Annotated in this window: 27 protein-coding genes; 26 read left to right on the top strand and 1 reads right to left on the bottom strand. The window is 50.6% G+C overall.

Features of this window, described 5'->3' with window-relative positions; translation table 11 throughout:
- Positions 1–7: 7 nt before the first annotated feature.
- Positions 8–286 (bottom strand): hypothetical protein, encoded by a 279-nt coding sequence (locus ACMHKJ_RS11230; RefSeq protein ID WP_413493980.1) that lies wholly within the window; start codon positions 284–286, stop codon positions 8–10.
- A gap of 708 nt (positions 287–994) precedes the next feature.
- Here ACMHKJ_RS11230 and ACMHKJ_RS11225 point away from each other — a divergent pair.
- The 26 genes from ACMHKJ_RS11225 to hypA all read left to right on the top strand — a co-directional run bounded on the left by ACMHKJ_RS11225 (position 995) and on the right by hypA (position 23,886).
- Positions 995–1,375, top strand: coding sequence for an LptM family lipoprotein (locus ACMHKJ_RS11225; RefSeq protein ID WP_413493979.1), 381 nt, complete (start codon positions 995–997; stop codon positions 1,373–1,375).
- 57 nt (positions 1,376–1,432) lie between these two features.
- Positions 1,433–2,512 carry a methyltransferase gene (locus tag ACMHKJ_RS11220; protein ID WP_413493977.1) on the top strand — a complete coding sequence of 360 codons (1,080 nt, stop codon included), beginning with the start codon at positions 1,433–1,435 and terminating at the stop codon, positions 2,510–2,512.
- Between the two features lie 56 nt (positions 2,513–2,568).
- The gene (locus ACMHKJ_RS11215; RefSeq protein ID WP_413493975.1) at positions 2,569–3,303 is read left to right on the top strand and encodes a beta-ketoacyl synthase chain length factor; all 735 of its coding nucleotides are present in this window, start codon (positions 2,569–2,571) and stop codon (positions 3,301–3,303) included.
- Positions 3,304–3,311: 8 nt separating this feature from the next.
- Complete coding sequence (locus ACMHKJ_RS11210) at positions 3,312–4,076, top strand: lysophospholipid acyltransferase family protein (protein WP_413493973.1); 765 nt, start codon at positions 3,312–3,314, stop codon at positions 4,074–4,076.
- 73 nt (positions 4,077–4,149) lie between these two features.
- Positions 4,150–4,413 (top strand): phosphopantetheine-binding protein, encoded by a 264-nt coding sequence (locus tag ACMHKJ_RS11205; protein WP_413493971.1) that lies wholly within the window; start codon positions 4,150–4,152, stop codon positions 4,411–4,413.
- Positions 4,414–4,425: 12 nt separating this feature from the next.
- Positions 4,426–4,674: an acyl carrier protein gene (locus tag ACMHKJ_RS11200; RefSeq protein ID WP_413493969.1), complete on the top strand. Its 249-nt coding sequence runs from the start codon at positions 4,426–4,428 to the stop codon at positions 4,672–4,674.
- A gap of 10 nt (positions 4,675–4,684) precedes the next feature.
- The gene (locus ACMHKJ_RS11195; RefSeq protein ID WP_413493968.1) at positions 4,685–5,305 is read left to right on the top strand and encodes a COG4648 family protein; all 621 of its coding nucleotides are present in this window, start codon (positions 4,685–4,687) and stop codon (positions 5,303–5,305) included.
- Positions 5,244–6,647 carry an AMP-binding protein gene (locus ACMHKJ_RS11190; RefSeq protein WP_413493966.1) on the top strand — a complete coding sequence of 468 codons (1,404 nt, stop codon included), beginning with the start codon at positions 5,244–5,246 and terminating at the stop codon, positions 6,645–6,647. Before ACMHKJ_RS11195 ends, ACMHKJ_RS11190 begins: the two co-directional genes overlap by 62 nt.
- A gap of 4 nt (positions 6,648–6,651) precedes the next feature.
- Positions 6,652–6,993 (top strand): ApeI family dehydratase, encoded by a 342-nt coding sequence (locus ACMHKJ_RS11185; protein ID WP_413493965.1) that lies wholly within the window; start codon positions 6,652–6,654, stop codon positions 6,991–6,993.
- Complete coding sequence (locus ACMHKJ_RS11180; RefSeq protein WP_413493964.1) at positions 6,984–8,729, top strand: glycosyltransferase family 2 protein; 1,746 nt, start codon at positions 6,984–6,986, stop codon at positions 8,727–8,729. Before ACMHKJ_RS11185 ends, ACMHKJ_RS11180 begins: the two co-directional genes overlap by 10 nt.
- The gene (locus tag ACMHKJ_RS11175; RefSeq protein WP_413493961.1) at positions 8,719–9,141 is read left to right on the top strand and encodes an acyl-CoA thioesterase; all 423 of its coding nucleotides are present in this window, start codon (positions 8,719–8,721) and stop codon (positions 9,139–9,141) included. The genes ACMHKJ_RS11180 and ACMHKJ_RS11175 overlap by 11 nt, the downstream gene beginning before the upstream one ends.
- A complete protein-coding gene (locus ACMHKJ_RS11170) occupies positions 9,138–9,737 on the top strand; it encodes an outer membrane lipoprotein carrier protein LolA (protein ID WP_413493959.1) in 600 nt (199 codons plus the stop codon). Before ACMHKJ_RS11175 ends, ACMHKJ_RS11170 begins: the two co-directional genes overlap by 4 nt.
- Positions 9,738–9,741: 4 nt before the next feature.
- Entirely contained in the window at positions 9,742–12,054 is a 2,313-nt protein-coding gene (locus ACMHKJ_RS11165; RefSeq protein WP_413494227.1) for an MMPL family transporter, read from the top strand.
- Entirely contained in the window at positions 12,054–12,620 is a 567-nt protein-coding gene (locus ACMHKJ_RS11160; RefSeq protein ID WP_413493957.1) for a DUF3261 domain-containing protein, read from the top strand. The genes ACMHKJ_RS11165 and ACMHKJ_RS11160 overlap by 1 nt, the downstream gene beginning before the upstream one ends.
- The gene (locus ACMHKJ_RS11155; protein WP_413493955.1) at positions 12,617–13,795 is read left to right on the top strand and encodes a beta-ketoacyl-[acyl-carrier-protein] synthase family protein; all 1,179 of its coding nucleotides are present in this window, start codon (positions 12,617–12,619) and stop codon (positions 13,793–13,795) included. Before ACMHKJ_RS11160 ends, ACMHKJ_RS11155 begins: the two co-directional genes overlap by 4 nt.
- A complete protein-coding gene (locus ACMHKJ_RS11150; protein ID WP_413493954.1) occupies positions 13,785–14,261 on the top strand; it encodes an ApeP family dehydratase in 477 nt (158 codons plus the stop codon). Before ACMHKJ_RS11155 ends, ACMHKJ_RS11150 begins: the two co-directional genes overlap by 11 nt.
- A 58-nt stretch (positions 14,262–14,319) precedes the next feature.
- On the top strand, positions 14,320–15,060 hold the full coding sequence (locus tag ACMHKJ_RS11145) for a 3-ketoacyl-ACP reductase FabG2 (RefSeq protein ID WP_413494225.1): 741 nt from the start codon (positions 14,320–14,322) through the stop codon (positions 15,058–15,060).
- Positions 15,057–16,283, top strand: a complete 1,227-nt coding sequence (locus tag ACMHKJ_RS11140) for a beta-ketoacyl-ACP synthase (RefSeq protein ID WP_413493953.1) — start codon at positions 15,057–15,059, stop codon at positions 16,281–16,283. The genes ACMHKJ_RS11145 and ACMHKJ_RS11140 overlap by 4 nt, the downstream gene beginning before the upstream one ends.
- Before the next feature lie 5 nt (positions 16,284–16,288).
- Positions 16,289–16,915, top strand: coding sequence for a 4'-phosphopantetheinyl transferase superfamily protein (locus tag ACMHKJ_RS11135; RefSeq protein ID WP_413493951.1), 627 nt, complete (start codon positions 16,289–16,291; stop codon positions 16,913–16,915).
- 680 nt (positions 16,916–17,595) lie between these two features.
- Positions 17,596–18,717 (top strand): hydrogenase 2 small subunit, encoded by a 1,122-nt coding sequence (gene hybO, locus ACMHKJ_RS11130; protein ID WP_413493949.1) that lies wholly within the window; start codon positions 17,596–17,598, stop codon positions 18,715–18,717.
- Between the two features lie 2 nt (positions 18,718–18,719).
- Positions 18,720–19,703, top strand: coding sequence for a hydrogenase 2 operon protein HybA (gene hybA, locus ACMHKJ_RS11125; protein WP_413493948.1), 984 nt, complete (start codon positions 18,720–18,722; stop codon positions 19,701–19,703).
- A complete protein-coding gene (gene hybB / locus ACMHKJ_RS11120) occupies positions 19,693–20,874 on the top strand; it encodes a Ni/Fe-hydrogenase cytochrome b subunit (protein WP_413493946.1) in 1,182 nt (393 codons plus the stop codon). Before hybA ends, hybB begins: the two co-directional genes overlap by 11 nt.
- Positions 20,871–22,574, top strand: a complete 1,704-nt coding sequence (gene hybC, locus ACMHKJ_RS11115) for a hydrogenase 2 large subunit (RefSeq protein WP_413493944.1) — start codon at positions 20,871–20,873, stop codon at positions 22,572–22,574. The genes hybB and hybC overlap by 4 nt, the downstream gene beginning before the upstream one ends.
- Positions 22,574–23,068, top strand: a complete 495-nt coding sequence (locus ACMHKJ_RS11110) for a HyaD/HybD family hydrogenase maturation endopeptidase (RefSeq protein ID WP_413493942.1) — start codon at positions 22,574–22,576, stop codon at positions 23,066–23,068. The genes hybC and ACMHKJ_RS11110 overlap by 1 nt, the downstream gene beginning before the upstream one ends.
- Positions 23,061–23,552 (top strand): hydrogenase-2 assembly chaperone, encoded by a 492-nt coding sequence (gene hybE, locus ACMHKJ_RS11105; RefSeq protein ID WP_413493940.1) that lies wholly within the window; start codon positions 23,061–23,063, stop codon positions 23,550–23,552. The genes ACMHKJ_RS11110 and hybE overlap by 8 nt, the downstream gene beginning before the upstream one ends.
- Positions 23,545–23,886 carry a hydrogenase maturation nickel metallochaperone HypA gene (gene hypA / locus ACMHKJ_RS11100; RefSeq protein ID WP_413493939.1) on the top strand — a complete coding sequence of 114 codons (342 nt, stop codon included), beginning with the start codon at positions 23,545–23,547 and terminating at the stop codon, positions 23,884–23,886. The genes hybE and hypA overlap by 8 nt, the downstream gene beginning before the upstream one ends.

Genomic DNA, 23,886 nt, shown 5'->3' with positions numbered 1-23,886 from the left:
GTTTGACTCATGAGGGATACGCCATATCAATTTCAATCAAAAATTTCGAATCCTTAATCGTAATGCCTTTATTTGCTTCAGTCGCTTTCAGTGCATCACTGTCAGCATTCGTATAGCTGCCACCATTTTTAATCTGCTCAATACGTAGCGATTCATCACTGAACTTAAATTCAGGGATCGGTTCCGGAGTGGCGGTGGCGGGAGGTGCGGTATCAGCAATACCCACAGAAGAATACGCTATGCCGGTTACTGAGAGTATCAGGAACGACAATTTTTTTAATTTCATCACATTGCCTGTTTGTTTCGGAGATGGAATGAATTGGAGGTCGCTACCTGCTCAGCAGATAACGCAAGTGTACTCGGTACAGATAAATACTTATCATGGGTTTAAATTTTAAATTTTACGTTATGACAAGTCAATGTGTTGGGAATTTAACAAATTATAAAATTAATAGTTTTAAATTTAATTTAAATGGATTTCGGCATGAATATAAAACGAGTATTTTAGTGATTTGTTATTTCAGAGTGAGATATAAAGAATTTAATAAATATTATAATCATCTGTTAATTAATAACACATTCGCAACATAATATTTAATTTGTGAGTGTAACAATATTATTAATCGCCAATAATGTATTTCACGGCGATATATTCTTTTTATTGTATGTTGTTACTGTTTTTTTAAAAAAGGATAAACACAGGTGCCGGGTATGAATTCGCTCGTTGGTTTATCAGAAATATTACTGAGTTATTTCCTGTGTCAAATAACGGAATGGTAATTTATCAGGCTGAAAATAAAAGAAATCATCAGCATGTTAACTTAATTTTCGCCGATAAATAAAGGCGTGCCAGGTATATCAGGCGGCGGATAGGATGCTCTGCCGAAAAATGATAAATTTTCCTGTTCTTGTGTACATTAAATCCGGTCTTGTATATATTCATTGTTTAGCTTTTTGTGTCATTTACTCATTAGATTGACAGGAAATAATTCGCATGAAAAAGATGAAAGGTATATTTATTGCTCTTGCTGTAACGGCTTTATTAGGGGGCTGTGCCCGTACTGCGCCCATTATGACTCCGCAGACTTCTGTTACTGCTAATGTTTCGGCTGATAAAGTAAAAACAGCTATTCTGGAAGCGGGTCAGAAACGTGACTGGATTATGAAACAAACCGCTCCGGGTGTTATTGAAGGTAAATTGATTTCACGCGATCATACTGTCAGGATTAAGGTTACTTATAGCGCAACCTCTTACAAAATCAACTATGTTGACAGCCAGAATCTGAAAGCCGCTGATGGTAAAATCCATAAAAGTTATAATCGTTGGGTAAATAACCTGGATAAAGATATTCAGCTCCGCCTTGCTGCTCTGTAATATAACTCTGATAAAAATGTAATTTCACCTGAGTGAAATTACATTTAATTTATAATTATGATAAAAAAATTAAAATTCGATAACGACAATATCTCTGCTTTTGATGCCATCAGCGACGCCCAGAAAATTGCATTTGCGCCTATGTTATTCCAGGCAACAATGTGTTTGCGCGATTTTGGTATTTTGGCTTTTCTGGATGAAAAAGGAAAAACAGGCGCACTTCTTGGTGAGATAACGCAGGCTGTTTCGTGCAGTGATTATGCGGTTTCCCTGCTGCTTGATATGGGGCTGACCGGTAAGTTAATTTATATGAGCGGGGAGGCTTACTGTCTGGGGAAAACCGGCTGGTTCCTGCTTCATGATGAAATGACCCGGGTGAATCTCGATTTCACACAACATCTTTGTTATCAGGGATTGTTTTCACTGAAAGACTCTCTGGAGAGCGGGAAACCGGAAGGATTGAAAGTGTTCGGGCCGTGGGATACAATTTATCCTGCCCTGAGCCAATTACCTGAACCGGCAAAAACCAGCTGGTTTAATTTCGATCATTTTTATTCAAGTGGTGCTTTCAACGCGGCAGTCAGTGTGATTGCAGAGTATTCTCCGTCTCAGCTTTATGATGTTGGCGGCAATACCGGAAAATGGGCGTTGATCTGTTGTGAAGCACTTCCCTGTATCAATGTGACCATCCTCGATTTACCGCAGCAGATTGCGCTGATGAAAGAAAATATCAGCACAACTGCCCATCATGCACGGATAGCCGGCACCGCTATTAATATTCTGGATGAGTCTCCGTTACCGGATACGGCCGATATCTGGTGGATGAGCCAGTTCCTTGACTGTTTCACCCCTGAACAGATCACCGCAATTCTGATAAAAATCCGTGCCGTCATGAAGCCCGGGGCAAAAGTCGCCATTATGGAACTGTTCTGGGATTGTCAGCCTTATCATGCAGGCGCGTTCAGCCTGAATGCATCCTCACTCTATTTTACCTGCATGGCCAACGGAAACAGCCGCTTTTATGCACTGAGTGAATTTGAAACGCTGCTGCACAACGCCGGGTTTGAGATTGAGCGTACGGAACATAATTTAGGAGTGGGGCATACTTTGCTTATCTGCACTCCGGTGGATAAATAGCCCGCACTGAAATACGCCGGGTATAAAAATAATTTGATTTGTGAGTTTACGTATTTATGCGCTTTAGTATCGATATCCTTGACCGGACGGCGCTTGCACCGGGACTGACGACAGAGGAAGAGTGGCTTGCGTGGAGCCGGCAGTCAGCACCTGTTATCAGTGCTGCACACCCGCTGCCTAAGTGTCCTCTGTTACCGATGATGATGGCGCGACGCTTAAACAGCGGCAGCCGGCTGGCGGTCAACTGTGGCCTGGAAATGCTGCGAAAACACCCGTCTGTGGATGCCATTGTGTTCAGCAGCCGCCACGGTGAGCTGGAGCGAAATTACCGTATCCTCAGCGAGCTGGCGACAAAAACTCCTGCGTCACCGACAAATTTTACGATGTCTGTTCATAATGCGGCGGTGGGGACTCTGGCGATTATTGCGAAATCCACTGTGCCGACCTCGTCTGTTTCTGCAGGAAAAGAGAGTTTTCAGCAGGGATTGTTTGAGGTGTTGTCTTTATTACACGGCGGGCATGAATGTGTTCTTTTCGTGGATTTTGATGGTGCGATTCCGGATGTTTATCAGCCTGTTCTGCCTGATGGCATTCCTTTTCCGCCCTATGCCTGTGCGCTGGTGCTGACAAAAGGAACACAATGGGCGTGTACCGCACAGCCTGTTGTACCGCTGTCTTCAGAGCAGAGCGACCTTCCGCAGAGCCTGCAATTTTTAAACGGACTTCTGAACGCACAGAACACATTTCATGTTACCGGTGATACCCACCGGTGGAACTGGCAGGGTAACTGACGATAATTATGCGTTTTATGTACTGGCCGGAGCGGCTCTGGCGGCAATGTATCACTCTGTTTTGCTTTGTGTTATTCGGTATCGGCGGGGTATTACTCTCCTTTATCTGGTTTAACGGCTTGTTTTTGTTTTGTTGGAATAAACCTCTGCGGATCCGGATTGCACGGCGCAGTGTCAGTTATAGTTTCAGGTTGTTTTTATGGGTCACAAAAGTGCTGGGAGTGATGAGTTATACTGTTGTTGGCGCTGAGAAACTGCATCAGGATAAAGGCTGTCTTATCCTCGCGAATCACCCGACATTGCTGGATTATGTACTGATCGCGTCAGTGATGCCAGATGTGGATTGTCTGGTAAAATCAGCGCTGCTGCGTAATCCTTTCGTCAGTGGCGTTATCCGTGCCTGCCATTATTTAGTCAATAACCAGCATGATATTTTGCTGGAAGAGAGTCGGGAGCGTCTGGCACAGGGGGATAACCTATTGATATTTCCCGCCGGTACCCGGACGACACCGGGTGTGCGGACACCATTTCAGCGGGGAGCGGCAAATATTGCCCTGCGGTGTGATTGCCCGGTACGCTTTATTCATATTTATAACAGTGAAACGGCGCTGACGAAACAGAGCCGCTGGTATGATATTCCGCAACAAAAACTGCGTTATAGCATAGTGGTGGGAGAACGGCTGGAGAGTGATCAACTGATTGATCCGAAAACCGAATTACCGTCTCTGAGGGCGCGGCAACTGACGCGTGTTTTTGAAAACCGTTTACTGTGACCATTAAATTTACACAGTCATTAAACTTACATAACCATTAAATTTTAGATAATCATTGGGATTTAGACTTGCTATGGCCTATATATCATCAGTGCAGAATGCATTAAAACAACTCATTATTGATACGCTGAATCTGGAAGATATTGCCCCGGAAGAGATTGAAACGGATGCCCCGCTGTTTGGTGACGGGCTGGGTCTGGATTCTATCGATGCACTGGAACTGGGACTGGCGATTAAAAACCGCTATGGCGTTGTTTTATCTTCGGACAGCGATGAAGTCCGCAAACATTTTTATTCTGTTGCCACGTTAGCAGCATATATTGACTCACAGAAATAACCGGAAATAACGATGAAACAGGAAGAACTTTATCAGGAGATCAGTGAGTTGCTGGTCTCTTTATTTGAAATTGAACCCGATCAGATCAAACCGGAATCCCGTCTGTATGAAGACCTGGATCTCGACAGTATTGATGCGGTGGATATGATTGTTTATCTTCAGAAAAAAACCGGTAAAAAAATCAAACCGGAAGCATTCAAAAGTGTCCGCACAGTGCAGGATGTTGTTGATGTACTGAGCGAACTTTTCACTGAAGAATAATCAGGTTGCTATGCGACACAAAGGCGGTTATCGCCGGTATGTTCCGTTATTGTTCAGAGGGACGGATATTGTCCTGATGATCCTCTGGCCGTTTGTGGTGCTGTATCTCCTCTATCTTGGGAAGATGCAGCTAACAGGCGCTGTACTGCTGGGCTATTTTGTTGTGCGCTTTGTGTTGTTATCAAAAACGGCACGGCACAATAAACGGCTGACACTGATACTGACCGCGACAGGCGTGTTGCTCTGTGCGCTGAGCATTCTGTTTAAAAATCATCAGGCGCTGATGTATTACCCGGTTGCGGTAAACGTTACGCTGCTTGCTGTTTTCAGCTACAGCCTGTATCGCCCGCCCTCGGTCATTGAACAGCTCGCCCGTTTGCAGACGCCGGATCTCAGCCCGTACGGGCAGCGTTATACGTTCCGGGTTACACAAGTCTGGTGCCTGTTTTTTATTCTGAACGGGACGATTGCACTGCTGACGACGCTATCAGGTGATGTGACCCTCTGGGCGTGGTGGAACGGATTTATCAGTTATTTACTGATTGGTTTGTTATTTGCCGGAGAGTGGTGTGTCCGCAGACGGGTACAGCGCAATGACCCGCAGCAGAACCAACACAAGATTAAGTCATAATATGGAAAATCATTACCGTCCCGTATCTCAGTGGCTGGCGGCCGCGCCGGAAACCCCTGCGTTACGTCATGAAGGGCGGGTAATCACCATTGCCGGACTGACGCAACAGGTAAGCCTGCTGTGTCATCCGCTTATCCGGCATCCTGCGCAGGCGTGTATATTGTGTTTTAAAGACAGCGCGCATTTTATTGTGGCGCTGCTGGCGGTGCTGCATGCCGGAAAAACACCGGTACTGCCCGGCAATCATGATCCTGCACAATGCCTTGGCCTGACAGACAGCAATACACTGCTGCTGACAGATGGCGCGCTGCCGCCATTTTCTGACGGCTGGTTTACCCCGGCGTATCAGGACGTGTCTGTACCTGTACAGCCGTTACCGGCGATCCCGGCGGACAGTTATCTGTCACTTTATACGTCCGGCTCCGGCGGCACACCCAAACGTGTTGATAAATCACTGTCTGTCATGGATACCGAAGCTCGCTGGCTGGCGTCATTATGGGAACATTCATTTTATGCGGGATGTGTCCGTGGCTCTGTCAGTCATCAGCATTTATATGGTCTGACATTTTGTATCTGGCTGCCGCTTTCGTTCGGGTATCTGACGGACACGGCGACGGTCGAATTCCCGGAGCAGCTTGCGTATCCGGAACCCTATATTTTTATTACCAGCCCTGCGTTTTTGCAGTTCCTCGACCATAACCTGGCGCCACCGGTCTGGTCTTTTATTATTTCCGCCGGCGGAAAACTGGAATGGTCGCTGGCTGATGCTACTCTGCGCTGGGGCGCGGTTGCGGTGAATGAAATCTACGGCAGTACGGAAACTGGTGTGGTTGCACACCGGAAACGGCTGAGCTGTGACAGCGCCTGGCAGTTGTTTGACGGTGCGACACTCTCTGAGGCAGAGGGAGAATCATACTATTATCTGCATTCCGATTTGCTGGCACCGCAGACGCATTTCCTGCTGGAAGATAAGCTGAAACTGACGGAAGACGGCGGGTTTATTCTTTCCGGGCGCACAGATAAAATTATTAAAATTGGTGAAAAACGCATTTCTGTCACAGCAATTGAAAACCGTCTTGTTGAACATCCCACTGTCGCGGATGTGGCTATTGTCCCGGTATCCCGCCGCGGGCGAACCTATCTGGGTGCGGTTGTAGTGGTTTGCGCCGGGACAAAAACACCCGGAGCGGCGCAGTTTGCACAGTGGCGCGCTTTTTTACGGCATCACACCGATCCGGTGGCTGTTCCCCGGTTCTGGCGTGTGGTTCCGGTTATTCCGTTAAATCCGCAGAGCAAACGATCATGGTCGGTATTACAGGAGTTATTTAATGTTACCGGTTGAAAAAATGCACTTATTAACAGGTCCGGATGCGCTGAGCGTAATACTGACTATTCCGGCATCCCTTTCCTGGTTTGAGGGACATTTTGATTCTCAGCCGGTGTTGCCGGGCGTGGCGCAAATTGAATGGGCAATACATTATGCGGCGTGCTATCTCAATGTTCATGCTGCATTTTCATCACTGGAGCAGGTGAAATTTTTATCGCCCATTCTGCCGCAGGATGAGGTCACGCTATTGCTGACATGGGATACACAACTGCACAAATTACAGTTCCGTTATCACGCTTTTCCGTCAGCGGATGCGGAACCGGTACTGATGAGCAGCGGGAAAATCCGGTTATGTCCTTAATCCTTTCTGCCGGGATCTCTGTTTCATCTGCGCTGTTCAGGCCTTGCGCACTGATCCCCTGCTATAACCACGGAAAAACGCTGGCGGCGGTGGTATCAGCACTGACTGCGCAGAACCTTGATTGTCTGGTGGTTGATGACGGCAGTGATGAAGCCACACAGAGCGATATCGCCGCCGTGCAGGCAGCATTCCCGCAGTGTCAGGTGCTGCGTCTGAAGCAAAATCTCGGTAAAGGCGGGGCGCTGGAGGCAGGTTTTCGTCTGGCCGCCGGACAGGGATACACACATGCATTACAGGTTGACGCCGATGGTCAGCACGACCTGAATGCGGTTGCACAACTACTTGCAATGTCGGCTGAAACGCCGGACAACCTTATCTCCGGTCAGCCGGTGTATGACGGATCTGTGCCCAAATCCCGCCTTTACGGGCGCTATATCACGCATTTCTGGGTGTGGATTGAAACACTATCCTTTTCCCTGAAAGACAGCATGTGCGGTTTCCGGGTTTATCCTCTCGCTGCAACGCTTGCGGTGATGGATAAGGTTCGTGTGGGGCAGCGCATGGATTTTGATACTGAAATTATGGTTCGCCTTTACTGGGACGGGACAAGCAGCCGCTTTTTGCCGACCCGCGTGTATTATCCGCAGGCCGGTATTTCGCATTTTGATGTGGTGAAAGACAATGTGCGTATTTCCAAAATGCATACGCGGTTGTTTTTCGGCATGTTACTCCGTATTCCGCGTCTTTTATGGCGCAGACCCGTCCGGCACTGGAGTACAACGGCTGAGCGGCGCGGTGTCTCCGGTATGCGCTTTATGATAAAAATCTATAATCTGCTCGGTCGTAAGCCGTTTCAGTTTCTGCTGCTGTTTGTTGCGGGCGGGCTGTGGCTGACCGGCGGAAAACAGAGCCGGGCTTCCCGTGATTATCTGCAAAAAATCCGTACCCGCTATCAGGAACTGGGCAAAAAGGCACCTTCCGGACTGAACAGCTATCGTCACTTTTTGCGTTTCGGGGAAGCGATGCTGGATAAAGTCGCGGGCTGGAGCGGAAAACTGGTCTGGAACCGTGATGTTGCGTTTGCTCCCGGCGCACAGGCTGTGCTGGAGTCTGACTCTGCAGGAGGAAAGCTTATTCTTGCCTCACACCTCGGGGATATTGAAGTGTGCCGCGCACTAGCGGAAACCGGGATGATCAAACGGATAAATGCCCTGGTTTTTCATGAGCATGCCGCCCGTTTTCAGCAAATTATGGCGGAAGTCGCACCGCAGGCAATGCTGAATCTAATCTCAGTGACCGCTATCACACCTGATATTGCTGTTTTATTACGGGATAAAATACAGGCCGGTGAATGGGTGGCGATTGTCGGGGACAGGATTGCTGTTTCCAGCTCTCAGCACAATACCCGGCGTATCAGTTGCAGCCCGTTCCTGGGTACACCGGCACCTTTCCCGCAGGGACCTTTTATCCTCGCCGCATTACTGAAATGCCCTGTGGTACTGATGTTTGCCCTGAAAGAACAGGGACGCATCATTATTCACAGTGAGGCGTTTGCCGACCCTGTAATACTGCCGCGTAAGCAGCGTGATGCGGCATTGCAGACCTATATTGATCAGTATGCGGCACGTCTTGAGCACTACACACTGCTCTCCCCCCTGGACTGGTTTAATTTTTATCCTTTCTGGCAGTTACCTGCCGATTCTGTCTCACCGGAGGAAAACCGCCATGTTGTCTGATCCGCGTTTTACTATTGATGTGGATGTTTTTATCCCCTTTCATGACTGTGATCCGATGGGGATCGTCTGGCACGGTAACTATCTGCGTTACTTTGAAGTCGCGCGGGAACAACTGCTTAATCAGTTTGATTACGGCTACCGCCAAATGCTGGATTCCGGTTATGTCTGGCCTGTCGTGGATGTGAAAGTGAAATACCGCCGGTCAGCGCGTTTCGAGCAAATTGTGACAGTTCGCGCCACAATTGCCGAATATGAAAACAGATTAAAGATTAATTATATTATCACTGATAAAAATACCGGTGAAAAACTGACAACCGGCTACACCATACAGGTCTCGGTTGAGAAGCACACTAATGAGCTGCAATTTGTCAGCCCGGATATTTTATTTGCCCGGATGGGGATCGAAAAATGAAATACATTGTGATAGTTCTGCTGTTTATATCCGGTCTGGCGCAGGCGCTGACTATTGATGAACTGCGCGATACCTTTGCCACGCAGACCACCGTGAGAGCCGAATTTACCCAGGAGCGGCAGATAAAAAATATCAGAGCGCCGCTTATTTCGACGGGATCTATGTTGCTGTCACAGGAAAAAGGGTTGTGGTGGCAGCAGCGTGAGCCATTTGTTACCACGCTTATTCTGCGCGATAACGAGATGATTCAGCGCATGAACGAACAGCCGGATCAAACCATCACGGCAGAAAATAATCCGCAGATGTTTCAGTTTAATGCCCTGATGAGGGCGCTTATCAAAGCGGATAAAACCGTGCTGGAAAATCATTTTACCACCACATTTACGGACAAAGGGCAGGGGAAATGGCAACTGCACCTGGTGCCGGTAACCACTCCGCTCGACAAACTGTTTTCTGAGATTAGCCTGAGCGGTTCACAGGTGATCGAACAGGTCGTACTGACAGATAAACAGGGTGATGCAACAACGATTACCTTTTCAAACCACCAACTTATGCCGGAAAACTTGACCCCGGAAGAGGCGCGCTATTTTGACTGAACGTATGTTTGGTACGGGCGCCCGGCTTTGGGCGGGATGCTGTCTTTTGCTGGTGGCTCTCTTTATCTGGCTGCTGCCCCAGGCGCGCATTGCGTCCAGTGTGATGGCGCTGCTGCCGGTACAGGTGATAAGCAGTGCGTCTCCTGCGCTGTCTGAGGGGTTTCTTGCCAGGCTGGATAAACAACTGGTCTGGCTGGTCAGCCCGGCGGCGGGAGAGCCACAGGCGCAGGACAACGCCACTGTCGCCTGGATGAATCAACTGAAAAAACAGTCATTTATGGCATCAGTCAACGGACCGGTAACGGCAGATCAGCAGAAATCATGGGGTGAGTTTTACTATCGCCACCGTAATGCAATGGTTGATGAGCAAACCCGCGCCCGGCTACAGAACGGGGAGCAGCAGGCGGACTGGATCACCGGACAACTGTTTTCTGCTTTTTCAGGGCTGAGCAGCGTTGAGCTGCAACATGACCCGATGCTGCTGGTGCGCGGATCACAACTGGCGTTACAGCAGGCGGGCAGTAAATTCTCTTTGCGTAACGGCTGGCTGACGGTATCAGATGCGCAGGGGCGGACGTGGTATATGATCCACGGCGAGCTGAATGACGGCGCAGGTGAACTGAAAAAATCACATGAGACGGTCAGTACGCTCGAAGCGCTGCAACAAGACTGGCTGAAAGCCAATCCCGGCGGGCAGATCAAGGTACGCGGCAGCCTGTATTACAGTGATTACGCCAGTCAGCAGGCTCAGTCAGACATGAGCCGCCTGGGAACAGTAACCGTACTGGGCGTATTTCTGCTGATTGTCGCGGTTTTCCGCTCAGTAAGACCGCTGTTTCTCTGCCTGTTTTCTGTGCTCACCGGTAGTTTGTGCGGTGTGGTGGCAACATTGCTGGTTTACGGCGAAATCCATCTGCTGACCTTGGTGATGAGCATGAGTATCATCGGGATCTCTGTGGATTATGCGATTTACTATCTGACAGAACGGATGGTTTACGGGCAGCAGAGCAGCCCGCGCGAAAGTCTTTTAAAAGTACGCCCCGCCCTTATTCTGGCGCTGGGTACGACCGTTTCCGCGTATCTGATTATGATGCTGGCACCTTTTCCGGGGATCCGCCAACTGGCTCTGTTTGCCGCCGCCGGTCTGACCGGCGCGTGTCTGACGGTTATCACGCTTTTTCCGGTACTGGTGCGCGGATTACCTGTTCGCCCGGTTCCTTTCAGTATGTTGCTGCTGCGCTGGCTGGCTGTCTGGCGGCATAATAAATGGGTAAGAACCGGGCTGCCGCTGCTGGCGGTACTGTTTTCGCTGGCGGGGATCAGTCAGTTACGAATTAATGATGATATCACGGCATTGCAGGCGCTGCCTCAGACCCTGGCAGAGCAGGATCGCGATATCGGTGAAATGACCGGTCAGCGCAGTGATCAGACCTGGTTTCTGATCACCGGTGCATCACCGGAACAGGCATTTCAGCGCCTGGAAAATATGGTGCCGTCACTGGATGCCCTGCGGGCAAAAGGCGTCTTTAGTGCATATCAGCGTGTGCCGTTTTATTCACAGCAACGTCAGAGTCAGAATACACAATTGATCCGCGATGCCGCACCCGGCGTGCTTGCCCGTTTACAGGCTATCGGCACGGAAGATCCGGTTATTGACACGTCCGCTATGTCAGTCACACCGCAAGAATGGCTGGCGTCTCCTGTCAGTCAGGGCTGGCGTCTGATGTTACTCACGCTGCCCGGAACCGGTGAAACCGGGATATTGCTGCCGGTCACCGGCGTGAAAGATACCGGGGCGCTGGCAAAACTGGCTGATGATCATGAGGGTGCAAGCTGGATCGCCCGCAAAGCGCAGTTTGATGCGCTTTTCGGTTTCTACCGGCTGGTGCTGAGTATCCTGCTGGGCATAGCCTTTTGTGTCGTGGTGGTGACTTATCTCGTCCGTGAAGGGGTCAAAAGAGGGCTGGTGTGTGTTATCCCTACCACGCTGTCACTGCTGGTTGCGCTGGGCGCGCTTGGCATAAGCGGAATGCCGCTCAATCTCTTTTCTCTGCTGGCGCTGGTGCTGGTGCTGGGGATAGGGATTAATTACAGCATCTTTTTCAGTAACCCGAAAGGCACGGCACTGACATCACTGCTGGCGGTAACGGTTGCACTGTGTACCACATTACTGACGCTGGGGATGCTGGTGATGAGTGCCACTCAGGCAATACAGGGATTCGGACTGGCGCTGTGCGCCGGTATCTTCAGTGCATGGTTATTCTCCCCGCTGACAATGGGCATAACCAAACAACGACATAAAAACAAGGTACGATAATGCGTTCAGTCTGCTTTCTCTTTTTATTCATCTTAACCGGATGTGTGACACCACCGCAGGATAAGCAGCCACGTGCCTGGCTCAAACCCGGCGTCAGTGTGATCCTTCCGTCGCCGGGACTGGATGTGCCGGTCAGTGAGCAGCAATTGCTGACCGCAAACGTCAAAGGAAAATCCTATTCGCTGGTGGCGCTGCTGGATGCAGATAAAGAGCAACTGACGCTTGCCGGACTATCCTCTCTGGGGATACGTCTGTTTTTACTCCATTATGATAAAGACGGGATCCGGACAGAGCAATCCGTGATGCTGCCGGAGATCCCACCGGCGGAGCAGGTGCTGTCAGACATTATGCTCAGTTACTGGCCGGTAGCTCGCTGGACGCCTCAGTTACCGCAGGGCTGGACACTGACTGATAACGGTGACCGGAGAGAACTGCGGGATGAGCAGAAACAGATTGTCAGCCTTATTACTTACAGCAACACACAGGGTGAACGCATTCCTGTGCAGATAGACAATCAGATATTCAGTTATCAGATAATCATCTCTCATCTGGGAACCACGCCATGATTTACATTAACGCCGTTGGTATGCTCAATGCACTGGGAAATAACACAGAGGAGATCCGCTGTAATCTGTCACTGCGTTATGCGCCGGGTATGAAAGCGCGGGATAACTGGTTGCAGTCCGGTGAGCCTTGTGTGCTGGGTGGCGTGCAGGCAGAGCTTCCTGATGTTCCGGCACATCTTCATGCACATAACAGCCGTAATAACCGCCTGTTGCTGGCAGCATTAGAGCAGATCCGCGAACCGGTGACCCGGATGATACACATCTATGGTGCGGATCGTATTGCGGTGATCCTCGGCACCAGTACCTCGGGGCTGGATGAGGCAGATCACTTTATTGATGCGCACTTTCAGTCACGGGAAGCGCCCGGTTATCATTATTATCAGCAGGAACTGGGTGACCCTGCCCGTTTTCTTGCCGCTAACCTCAGTCTGACCGGACCTGCCTATACCCTGTCCACCGCCTGTTCATCCAGTGCGCGGGCGGTATTGTCGGGTCAGCGTCTTATTAAGGCGGGGCTTGTGGATGCCGTGATTGCCGGGGGCGCTGATACGCTCAGCCGGATGCCAATCAATGGTTTTAACAGTCTTGAGGCACTGTCGCCGACACTGTGTCAGCCGTTTGCGCAGGATCGCCCCGGAATAACCATCGGTGAGGGGGCGGCACTGTTACTGATGAGCCGTGAACCGGCTGATGTGGCTTTCCCCGGCGGCGGAGAGTCCGGAGACGGTTATCATATGTCAGCACCCGAGCCTGACGGCAGAGGGGCGGAGCAGGCAATCCGCATGGCGCTGGATAACGCGGGACTGACAACCGGGGATATCGGCTATATTAATTTGCACGGAACAGGAACGCCGCTCAATGATGCGATGGAATCAACAGTCATTAACCGGATTTTTGGTACGGATACACCCTGTAGCTCAACCAAGCCGCTGACCGGTCACATGCTGGGTGCCGCCGGTGCCGGGGAAGCGGGGCTGTGCTGGCTTATCCTGAAAGAAAATCTGCCGTTACCGGCGCAGGTTTTCACGGATAAACCACAAGACAGTCAATTACCGTCCTGTGGCCTGCTGACCACAGAAATCCCTTTGCGCAAGCCGGTAATTCTGTCGAATTCGTTTGCGTTCGGCGGTAATAACTGCGCCCTGATATTCGCGGGAGCGACGCATGATATATGATAAACCGGCGGCGTATCTGCCGCATTCGGCACCCATGGTACTGCTGGAAAGCGTTATCAGCGTGGAGCAGGAAAGTGCCCGGTGTGATGTCGTTGTCACAGCAGAGGGCGTGCTCGGGCGGTTTCTCGATAAAAACGGGAACCTGCCGGGATGGTATGCTGTTGAATTGCTGGCTCAGACAGTCGGTGTCTGGTCCGGCTGGCACCAGAAGAAGAATCAGGTTTCTCAGCCCGCGGTAGGACTGCTTCTCGGCGGGCGCGGAATTAAATGTAGCTGTCCGGCATTTCCGGCAGGAACTCATTTATCAGTAACGGTCAGACTTCAGTTAAAAGATGACAATATCGGTAGCTTTGAGGGCGAAATAAGCGCGGGAGATATCAGCCTGGCGACTGGGCGGATCACCACTTATCAGCCGGCATTTGATGAGCTGACAGCGCTGTTTCAGCGCGATTGTTACTGTAATTAATAAGAAAAAACAGTTAATTAAATCAACACGGTCAATTAAACCAAAAGACATAATAATGATGAAAAATCGTAATCGTACCGTTCTGATCACCGGCGCCAGCAAAGGCATCGGCAAAGCGATAGCCGTAAAACTGGCGCAGGATGGTTTTGATATTGTGGTTCACTATTTGCAGGATAAAACAGGTGCGCTGGAAACACTGGCTCAGATTGATGCCGCCGGTGTACAGGGGAGGCTGATTCAGTTTGATGTCTCTTCGCGGGAGAACACACAGGCGGCTCTGCAGCAGGATATTGCCGCACACGGTGCTTATTATGGCGTGGTGTGCAATGCCGGTATTACCCGGGACGGGGCATTTCCGGCACTGACCGGCGAAGATTGGGACGATGTCATCAGTACCAATCTCGATAGTTTTTATAATGTTATTAAGCCCTGTATCATGCCGATGATTGGTCTGCGCAACGGCGGGCGGATAATCACATTGTCATCAGTATCCGGACTGACGGGAAATCGCGGACAGGTTAATTACAGTGCCGCTAAAGCCGGTATTATCGGTGCTACAAAAGCCCTGTCGGTTGAACTGGCAAAACGAAAAATTACCGTAAACTGCATTGCGCCCGGTTTAATTGAAACCGGCATGATTGCGATGGAGCCGGTGGCGCTGGAACAGGCGATGGCGATGATCCCGATGAAACGCACAGGTTCTCCGGATGAAGTCGCCGGGCTGGCATCGTACCTGATGTCAGATATCGCGGGCTATGTCACCCGGCAGGTTATTTCAGTCAACGGAGGTATGTTATGAATCATCGGGTCGTGATCACCGGAATGGGTGGCGTCTGTGCCTTCGGCGAAAGCTGGGATGCGGTTAAAGCGAGGATACTGAAAGGCGAAAATGCCGTTCAGGTAATGCCTGAATGGGCTGAATTTGACGGACTGAATACTCAGTTAGCAGCACCAATCCCGGAATTTATTTTGCCGGAGCACTATACCCGTAAAAAAATCCGCTCAATGGGACGGGTCTCCCTGCTGGCGACCCGTGCCAGTGAGCTGGCACTGACAGATGCGGGTCTGATTGATGACCCGGTGTTAACCAGCGGAGAAACCGGGATAGCATACGGCTCTTCAACCGGCAGCACCAAACCGGTCAGTGAATTTGCCACTATGCTGACAGAAAAACACACGCACAATATTACCGGCACGACTTATGTTCAGATGATGCCGCACACCACAGCTGTTAACGCCGGGTTATTTTTCGGCTTACGGGGACGTGTGATCCCGACCTCCAGCGCCTGTACTTCCGGCAGTCAGGCGATTGGCTATGCTTATGAAGCTATCCGTCATGGTTACCAGACGGTGATGGTTGCCGGCGGCGGCGAAGAACTGTGTCCGTCTGAATCCGCAGTATTTGATACCTTGTTTGCCACCAGCCAGAAAAACGACGCGCCGAAAACAACACCGGCTCCGTTTGACTCTGCCCGTGACGGGCTGGTTATCGGAGAAGGTGCAGGTACGTTAATCCTGGAAAATTACGAGCACGCGGTAGCCCGCGGAGCTACTATTTACGGGGAAATTCTCGGCTTTGCCACTAACTGTGACGCGGCACATATCACGCAGCCTAAAATCGAAACTATCCAGATTTGTATCGAAAAAGCCCTGAAAAATGCCGGACTGCAACCGCAGGATATTGGTTATATCAGTGCGCACGGTACAGGAACGGAGCGGGGCGATATTGCAGAAAGTCAGGCGACGGCGAATATTTTCGGGAAAAACACCCCGGTCTCTTCCCTGAAAAGCTATTTTGGTCATACGCTTGGTGCCTGTGGTGCGCTGGAAGCATGGATGAGTCTGGCGATGATGCGTGAGGGCTGGTTTGCACAAACCCTGAACCTTAATCAGCCTGATCCGCAGTGCGGAGAGCTTGATTACATCATGGGTGCGCCGCGTAAAATTGATACCGGGATTATTCAGACCAATAACTTTGCATTCGGGGGTATTAATACCTCGATTGTGATAAGTCGCGTCTGATCCGGATGTCCGGCACAGGCCGTGTTACTGTCTGGCTGGCGGATATCCCGGCGCTGTGCAGTGATGATAAGGCCTGTGCGGCGGTTCTGTCCGCCTGCGCAGGCGTTGCCCGCAATACCTCTTCATTTATTGCCGGGCGGCGTTTGCTGGCACACGCTGCCGGGTATGACGCGTTGCGGACAATCCATCTCTCTGCGCAGGGAAAACCCTGTTTTGCCGACCCTGCTCTTCCCCGGTTCAGCATCAGTCACAGCCGTGACTATATTGCTCTGGCGCTGACCGTCGGGGCAGATGTCGGGCTGGATATTGAAGTTATCCGCCCCCGGCATCGTTATCTCAGCCTGGCGGCGCGCTATTTTAGTGTCGCTGAACAATCCGCACTGCACAGTGCACCGGATGAGAAAACCGCACTCTCATTCTTCTGGCACTACTGGACAGCTCACGAAGCGGTAATCAAACAGCGGGGGGAGACGGTCTGGCAAATCAGACCGGATGATACCTGTAACAGTGTACTGGACGTGCAGCAACTGCAACTGCCGGCGCTGCATACTCCTGAGTGCGCAGTGTCATTATGTTATTCTGTCGGTTTACAGTGCTCTCCTTTACAGTGGATCTGCCTGCCTCCTGAATGACGTTGGGTATAAAATGGCAGTATTTTATTTATTCTCTTCCGGTTTTTGAAAAGCGTAATAATAGGTTTATTAAGAGGGTTTCGTTCTGTTGTTGAGAATAATTATAAAATGAGATTTATATTCATTTTCATCAGGAACTGCATTTATTTAATTATAAGAAATGAAAATAAAGACACGATAAAGCATACATGTTTTATGATGCATTATAGCGATATGATTTTTCCCGTTAAGTTAAATAAGAAAAACAAATAACGTTCATTTTTTAATCGCTGGTACGAAAATCATACAGTAACCAGGGCTATCTCTGATTCTTTATATCCGTGGATCAAAACGATTCACATTCCGCTATCCGTTGTCCTGACTGGTCTTGGCTGTTGTGCTGACTCCATTCATGTAGCATTTTTATCATTTTTACAGAGGGTTTTAATCTTTAGGAATATTAAAAAGTCAGATTTAACATTCAGACGTTTATATCGTTTTAAATGTTAAATTTTAATAAAAACATCCGATTGCCTCTGTCTGTATTCCAATGCTATGAATGTTTTATTATTTTATCTCTTTTTGTTACTTATAATCCCGCCCAATACCCTTATTTTTAGTGTTGATTTTGTTCTGTGTCGCATTAATTATTTAAAAAAACGATTACATTACGTATCAAATTAACACTACGGAATAATAGAATGATTGAAGATAATACTTTTATCACTTCTGAGGGTATTAACCGGCGCGGCTTTCTGAAACTCTGTGCGGCATTAGCTGCAACGATGGGTCTCAGTGCAAATGCTTCCGCTGACATTGCGGCGTCCGTCAGCCGTAAGGATTGTCCCCCCGTCATCTGGATATCTGCACAGGAGTGTACCGGTTGCACTGAGTCCCTGCTCCGGGCGACGCACCCGACAATCGAAAACCTCATACTTGATATGATTTCGCTGGAGTACCACGAGGTACTCTCCGCCGCATTTGGTCATCAGGCCGAAGCGAATAAACACAATGCGATTGAGAAATACAAAGGCAAATATGTTCTGGTGGTCGATGGCTCTGTGCCGCTGAAAGATGATGGTATTTACTGCATGATCGCAGGCGAGCCGATTGCTGACCATATCCGTAAAGCGGCTGAGAATGCGGCGGCGATTATTGCTATCGGCTCTTGTGCCGCATGGGGTGGTGTTGCGGCCGCGGGTGATAACCCGACCGGCGCGGTTGGTCTTCAGGAAGTGCTGCCGGGCAAAACCATTATTAATATTCCGGGCTGCCCGCCTAATCCGCATAATTTCCTGGCAACGGTCGTGCACATTATTACCTACGGCACAGTACCGAAGCTGGATAGCAAAAACCGTCCGCTTTTTGCCTACGGACGTTTGATCCACGAACATTGCGAACGCCGCGCACATTTTGATGCCGGTCGTTTTGCCAAAGAGTTCGGCGACGAAGGTCACCGCGAAGGCTGGTGTCTCTATCACCTGGGCTGCAAAGGACCGGAAACCTATGGCAACTGCTCCACATTACAGTTTTGTGATGTCGGCGGCGTGTGGCCGGTGGCTATCGGGCATCCTTGTTATGGCTGTAACGAAGCCGGTGTCGGCTTTCATAAAGGTATCCACCAGCTTGCCAGTGTACAGAACCCGACGCCGCGTGCGGAAAAACCGGATGTAGATCTGAAAGAGGGCGGCATAGTATCCGGTGGTGCCATCGGGTTGCTCGGTGGCGTTGTCGGGCTGGTTGCCGGTGTCAGTGTGATGGCGGTTCGGGAGCTGGGACGTCAGCAGAAGAAAAATGATGCTGACTCGCCGCGGGGAGAGTAACTGTGAACAGGCGTGACTTTATTAAAGCAGCCTCCGGCGGGGCATTGCTGCTGGGAAGTTCCTCCGCAGGTCATGCGGCGGCAGAAAACCGTCCGCCAATCCCGGGCTCGCTCGGTATGCTCTATGACTCAACATTGTGCATCGGCTGTCAGGCCTGTGTGACAAAGTGCCAGGATATCAACTTTCCGGGGCGCAACCCGCAGGGTGAACAGACCTGGTCCAACAATGACAAACTCTCGCCATACACTAACAATATTATTCAGGTGTGGCAGAGCGGCACAGGTGAGCACAAAGATCAGGAAAAAGACGGTTATGCCTACATTAAAAAACAATGTATGCACTGCGTTGATCCTAACTGTGTCTCGGTGTGCCCGGTCGGCGCACTGAAAAAACATCCGGTCACCGGCATTGTGCATTATGACAAAGATGTCTGTACCGGCTGTCGTTACTGTATGGTCGGTTGCCCGTTTGATGTGCCGAAATATGATTATGACAACCCGTTCGGGATGATCCACAAGTGTGAACTGTGCAATCAGAAAGGCGTGGAACTGCTGGATAAAGGCGGATTGCCGGGCTGTGTGGATGTGTGCCCGACCGGCGCGATTATTTTCGGCTCCCGCGAAGATCTGATGGGTGAAGCCAAAAAACGCCTCGGACTGAATGCAGGTGAAGAGTACCGCTATCCGCGTCAGACCCTGAAAACCGGCGATGTGTATAAGCACACCGTTCCTGCCTATTATCCGCATCTGTACGGGGAAAAAGAGGGCGGCGGAACTCAGGTAATGGTACTGACCGGCGTGCCGTATAAAAATCTGCAATTACCTGAACTGGCTGAACTTTCAACCGGTGCCCGCTCTGAAAATATCCAGCACACACTTTATAAAGGCATGATCCTGCCGCTTGCCGTACTGGCGGGGCTGACAGTGCTGGTGCGCCGCAATACCAAAAATGACCATCATGACGGAGGAGATGACCATGAGTCATGATCCTAAACCACTGGGCGGAAAATTATTCAGTAAACCGATCATCATTTTCGGACCGCTTGTTATCCTCTGCGCGATGCTTATCGTCAAACGTCTGATTTTTGGGCTGGGATCGGTATCAGATCTGAACGGCGGTTACCCGTGGGGGATCTGGATTGCCTTTGATCTGCTGATCGGCACCGGGTTTGCCTGTGGCGGCTGGGCGCTGGCGTGGGCAGTGTATGTCTTTAATAAAGGGGAATATCACCCGCTGGTGCGCCCTGCGCTATTGGCAAGCTTGCTGGGGTATTCACTGGGTGGATTATCCATCACCATTGATTTAGGTCGTTACTGGAACATGCCGAACTTTTTTATCCCCGGCATCTTCAACGTGAATTCCGTTCTGCTGGAAACAGCAGTTTGTATGACGATTTATATCGGCGTGATGGCGCTGGAGCTAGCACCTGCAGTATTTGAGCGCTTCGGTTGGAAAGTATCCCTCAAGCGCCTGAATAAAATCATGTTTTTTGTGATTGCCCTCGGCGCATTATTGCCTGCAATGCACCAGTCATCCATGGGATCGCTGATGATTGCCGCCGGTTATAAAGTACATCCGCTGTGGCAGAGCTATGAAATGCTGCCGCTGTTCTCCCTGCTTACCGCCTTTATTATGGGTTTTTCCATTGTGGTATTTGAGGGATCGTTGTTACAGAGCGGGCTGAAAGGCAACGGGCAGGATGAAAAGAACCTGTTTACCAAACTGGCGGTCACTGTCAGCGTGCTGATGGCGCTGTTTCTGGTGTTACGTTTCGGTGAGTTAATTTATCACGGTAAACTCGGTCTTGCTTTCGCAGGTGATTATTACTCTGCGATGTTCTGGACAGAGATCCTGCTGATGGCATTTGCGCTGGCGGTATTCAGCCTGCCGAAACTGCGCCGTGATTCACGCCTGCTCTTTATCGGCGCACTGAGCATGATGCTCGGTTGTGCGGCGTGGCGTCTCGCGTATTCACTGCTCGCCTTTGATCCGGGAAATGGCTATCACTACTTCCCGTCGGCGGCAGAATTATTAATTTCGATTGGTTTCGTGGCTGTTGAGATCTGCGCTTACATCTTGTTGATCCGCCTGTTGCCGATAATTCCTCCTTTAAAAAAATCATCTGTTCACAATTATCATGAGGCGAGCAAGTCATGAGCCAGAGAATTACGATTGATCCGGTCACCCGTATCGAAGGGCATTTACGCATCGACTGTGAAATCGATAACGGCATGGTCACCAAAGCCTGGGCTTCCGGCACCATGTGGCGTGGTATGGAAAAAATTGTGAAGGGCAAAGATCCGCGTGATGCCTGGATGATCCTGCAACGCATCTGCGGTGTCTGTACAACCACTCATGCGCTGGCGTCTGTGCGCGCAGTGGAAAATGCCCTCAATCTGGATGTGCCGGTGAATGCGCAGCATATCCGCAATATCATACTGGCGGCACATACCACTCATGACCATATTGTTCATTTCTATCAGCTGTCCGCGCTGGACTGGGTGGATATTACCTCGGTACTGAAAGCCGATCCTGCTAAAGCCTCGGCGATGCTTAACGGCGTATCAAGCTGGTCGCTGAACAGCACGCAGGAATTCACCCGTGTGCAGGAAAAAATCAAAACGCTGGTGGAGAGCGGGCAACTGGGTATTTTTGCCAACGGCTACTGGGGACATCCGGCGATGCAGTTACCGCCGGAAGTGAATCTGATCGCGGTAGCGCACTATTTACATGCGCTGGAGTGTCAGCGCGACGCTAACCGCATTGTGGCGCTGTTGGGCGGGAAAACTCCGCATATTCAGAATCTTGCTGTCGGCGGTGTGGCGAATCCGATCAACCTTGACGGACTCGGCACACTGAATCTTGAGCGCCTGATGTACATCAAATCATTCATTGATAAGCTCAATGATTTCGTCGAGCAGGTTTATAAAGTCGATACCGCTGTGATCGCGGCATTCTATCCGCAGTGGTTTGAAACCGGGCAGGGCGCGGTGAACTATCTGAGCACCCCGGAATTCCCGACTGACGGCAAAAACGGCAGTTTCCTTTTCCCTGGCGGCTACATTGAAAATGCGGATTTGAGCACCTTCCGCCCGATCACCTCTCAGGCAGATCCTTTCCTGCTCGAGGGCATTCAGGAGAGCGCAAAACACGCCTGGTATCAGGATGAAGAGCCGCAAAAGCCGTGGGAAGGCACAACCAATCCGAATTACACCGGCTGGGATCCTGACGGCAAATATTCCTGGGTAAAATCGCCGACACTGTACGGAAAAACCGTGGAAGTGGGGCCACTGGCAAACATGTTCTGCAAACTGGCGGCAAAACATGAAGGCACGCAGGAAAAACTGAATGAAATCATTGCGGTTTATACACAGTTAACCGGCAAACCATTAGAAGTAAAACAATTGCACTCCACACTCGGTCGTATTATCGGGCGCACTGTGCACTGCTGTGAATTACAGGCGGTTCTGCAACATCAGTATGCTGCGCTGATCGCCAATATCGGCACCGGCGACCATATTACCTATGTGAAGCCGAATATCCCGGAAACCGGTGTCATCAAAGGCGTGGGTTTCCTGGAAGCACCGCGCGGGATGTTATCTCACTGGGTGGTTATCAAAGATGGTGTGATTGAAAACTATCAGGCGGTTGTGCCGTCCACCTGGAACTGCGGACCGCGCAATAATAATGATGTGGTCGGGCCGTATGAACAGTCACTGGTCGGGCTGAAAATTGCCGATCCGGAAAAACCGCTGGAAGTGGTGCGAACCATTCACTCATTCGACCCGTGTATGGCTTGCGCCGTACACATTGTTGATATTGATGGTAATGAAACTGTCTCAGTGAAGGTGTTGTAATGCGGATTCTTGTGCTGGGTGTCGGTAATATTCTGCTGACGGATGAAGCGATTGGTGTGCATGTCGTTGAAGCGCTGGAGCAGCGCTATCATCTGCCGGATTATGTCGAGGTTATGGATGGCGGCACGGCAGGAATGGAGTTGCTGGACAGCATGGCAGGGCGCGATCATCTGATTATCGCCGATGCTATCGTGACCACCAAAAGCGCACCGGGAACCATTAAAATCCTGCGTGATGATGAAGTTCCGGCGCTGTTTACCAATAAAATATCACCGCATCAGCTCGGGCTGTCAGATGTGCTGTCGGCCCTGCGTTTCACCGGTGAATTTCCCCGCAAACTCACGTTGGTCGGAGTTATCCCGGAATCTCTGGAGCCGGAAATCGGCATGACGGAGACACTTAAAGCGGCTGTTGAGCCCGCACTGCAACAGGTGCTGGCGGCACTGCGCGAATCGGGTGTTGATGCTATTTTAAAGGAGCCTGCACATGTCTGACGATATTCAGGGCTTTCAGCACAGCCCCGCAGCACAAATAAAAACGGCATTTGAGAAAATAGCCGGTGATGCGATGCAGCAGCTTACCTTTCTGCATCCGTCGATGCCGGTCTATGTCACAAATTTTACCTTGTTTGAAGGGCAGTGGACGGGATGCGTCATTACGCCGTGGATGTTCAGTGTGCTGATTTTCCCGGGACCCGGACAAACCTGGACCGCGCGCAAGGTCAGTGAAAAAATCGGGCTGCATCTGCCGTACGGCACCATGACATTCACGGTCGGGGAGTTGGACGGTGTATCGCAGTATCTTACCTGCTCACTGCTATCACCACTGCCGCATTCACTGGCTCCGGAAGAGGGAATGCGGCTGGCAGATGATTGCGCGCGCATGTTGCTCTCGCTGCCGGTAAGTGACCCGGACGCGCCACAGATGGCGGGTCGGCGTGAGGTATTCCTCCGTCATGCGGAACGCGGGCATGCATGAGTTATCGCTCTGCATGAGTGCGGCGGATATTATCCGCGAACAGGCGCAGGAGCACGGTATCACGCGGGTGACGGATGTCTGGCTGGAAATCGGCGCACTTGCCGATGTGGAAGAGAGTGCGCTGCGTTTTGCGTTTGATATCGCCTGCCGCGACACAGTGGCACGAGGTTGCACGCTGCACATTGATATTATCCCCGCACAGGCCTGGTGCTGGGATTGCAGCCGGGCAGTGTCCGTGATGCAGCACGCGACGGCATGTCCTCACTGTCACGGAGAACGCCTTCGGGTCAGTGACGGAGATGCGCTGCGGGTAAAAAGCCTGGAGGGAGAGTGA

It is taken from the genome of Morganella psychrotolerans (assembly GCF_965118875.1).
GTDB classification, from domain to species: domain Bacteria; phylum Pseudomonadota; class Gammaproteobacteria; order Enterobacterales; family Enterobacteriaceae; genus Morganella; species Morganella psychrotolerans_C.
Note: the sequence above shows the minus strand (reverse complement) of the source record. Positions and strands in the feature narration are given on the sequence as shown.

Excerpts from the sequence above, each read along its gene's own strand:
- ACMHKJ_RS11195 (WP_413493968.1), top strand. The coding sequence starts at position 4,685 with ATGCGACACAAAGGCGGTTATCGCCGGTATGTTCCGTTATTGTTCAGA.
- hybC (WP_413493944.1), top strand. The coding sequence starts at position 20,871 with ATGAGCCAGAGAATTACGATTGATCCGGTCACCCGTATCGAAGGGCAT.
- ACMHKJ_RS11185 (WP_413493965.1), top strand. The coding sequence starts at position 6,652 with ATGCACTTATTAACAGGTCCGGATGCGCTGAGCGTAATACTGACTATT.
- ACMHKJ_RS11230 (WP_413493980.1), bottom strand. The coding sequence starts at position 286 with ATGAAATTAAAAAAATTGTCGTTCCTGATACTCTCAGTAACCGGCATA.
- ACMHKJ_RS11225 (WP_413493979.1), top strand. The coding sequence starts at position 995 with ATGAAAAAGATGAAAGGTATATTTATTGCTCTTGCTGTAACGGCTTTA.
- ACMHKJ_RS11220 (WP_413493977.1), top strand. The coding sequence starts at position 1,433 with ATGATAAAAAAATTAAAATTCGATAACGACAATATCTCTGCTTTTGAT.
- ACMHKJ_RS11160 (WP_413493957.1), top strand. The coding sequence starts at position 12,054 with ATGCGTTCAGTCTGCTTTCTCTTTTTATTCATCTTAACCGGATGTGTG.
- hybB (WP_413493946.1), top strand. The coding sequence starts at position 19,693 with ATGAGTCATGATCCTAAACCACTGGGCGGAAAATTATTCAGTAAACCG.
- ACMHKJ_RS11140 (WP_413493953.1), top strand. The coding sequence starts at position 15,057 with ATGAATCATCGGGTCGTGATCACCGGAATGGGTGGCGTCTGTGCCTTC.
- ACMHKJ_RS11210 (WP_413493973.1), top strand. The coding sequence starts at position 3,312 with ATGCGTTTTATGTACTGGCCGGAGCGGCTCTGGCGGCAATGTATCACT.
- ACMHKJ_RS11150 (WP_413493954.1), top strand. The coding sequence starts at position 13,785 with ATGATATATGATAAACCGGCGGCGTATCTGCCGCATTCGGCACCCATG.
- ACMHKJ_RS11145 (WP_413494225.1), top strand. The coding sequence starts at position 14,320 with ATGAAAAATCGTAATCGTACCGTTCTGATCACCGGCGCCAGCAAAGGC.
- hypA (WP_413493939.1), top strand. The coding sequence starts at position 23,545 with ATGCATGAGTTATCGCTCTGCATGAGTGCGGCGGATATTATCCGCGAA.
- ACMHKJ_RS11110 (WP_413493942.1), top strand. The coding sequence starts at position 22,574 with ATGCGGATTCTTGTGCTGGGTGTCGGTAATATTCTGCTGACGGATGAA.
- hybO (WP_413493949.1), top strand. The coding sequence starts at position 17,596 with ATGATTGAAGATAATACTTTTATCACTTCTGAGGGTATTAACCGGCGC.
- ACMHKJ_RS11155 (WP_413493955.1), top strand. The coding sequence starts at position 12,617 with ATGATTTACATTAACGCCGTTGGTATGCTCAATGCACTGGGAAATAAC.
- ACMHKJ_RS11135 (WP_413493951.1), top strand. The coding sequence starts at position 16,289 with ATGTCCGGCACAGGCCGTGTTACTGTCTGGCTGGCGGATATCCCGGCG.
- ACMHKJ_RS11165 (WP_413494227.1), top strand. The coding sequence starts at position 9,742 with ATGTTTGGTACGGGCGCCCGGCTTTGGGCGGGATGCTGTCTTTTGCTG.
- ACMHKJ_RS11180 (WP_413493964.1), top strand. The coding sequence starts at position 6,984 with ATGTCCTTAATCCTTTCTGCCGGGATCTCTGTTTCATCTGCGCTGTTC.
- ACMHKJ_RS11200 (WP_413493969.1), top strand. The coding sequence starts at position 4,426 with ATGAAACAGGAAGAACTTTATCAGGAGATCAGTGAGTTGCTGGTCTCT.
- ACMHKJ_RS11170 (WP_413493959.1), top strand. The coding sequence starts at position 9,138 with ATGAAATACATTGTGATAGTTCTGCTGTTTATATCCGGTCTGGCGCAG.
- hybE (WP_413493940.1), top strand. The coding sequence starts at position 23,061 with ATGTCTGACGATATTCAGGGCTTTCAGCACAGCCCCGCAGCACAAATA.
- ACMHKJ_RS11205 (WP_413493971.1), top strand. The coding sequence starts at position 4,150 with ATGGCCTATATATCATCAGTGCAGAATGCATTAAAACAACTCATTATT.
- ACMHKJ_RS11215 (WP_413493975.1), top strand. The coding sequence starts at position 2,569 with ATGCGCTTTAGTATCGATATCCTTGACCGGACGGCGCTTGCACCGGGA.
- ACMHKJ_RS11175 (WP_413493961.1), top strand. The coding sequence starts at position 8,719 with ATGTTGTCTGATCCGCGTTTTACTATTGATGTGGATGTTTTTATCCCC.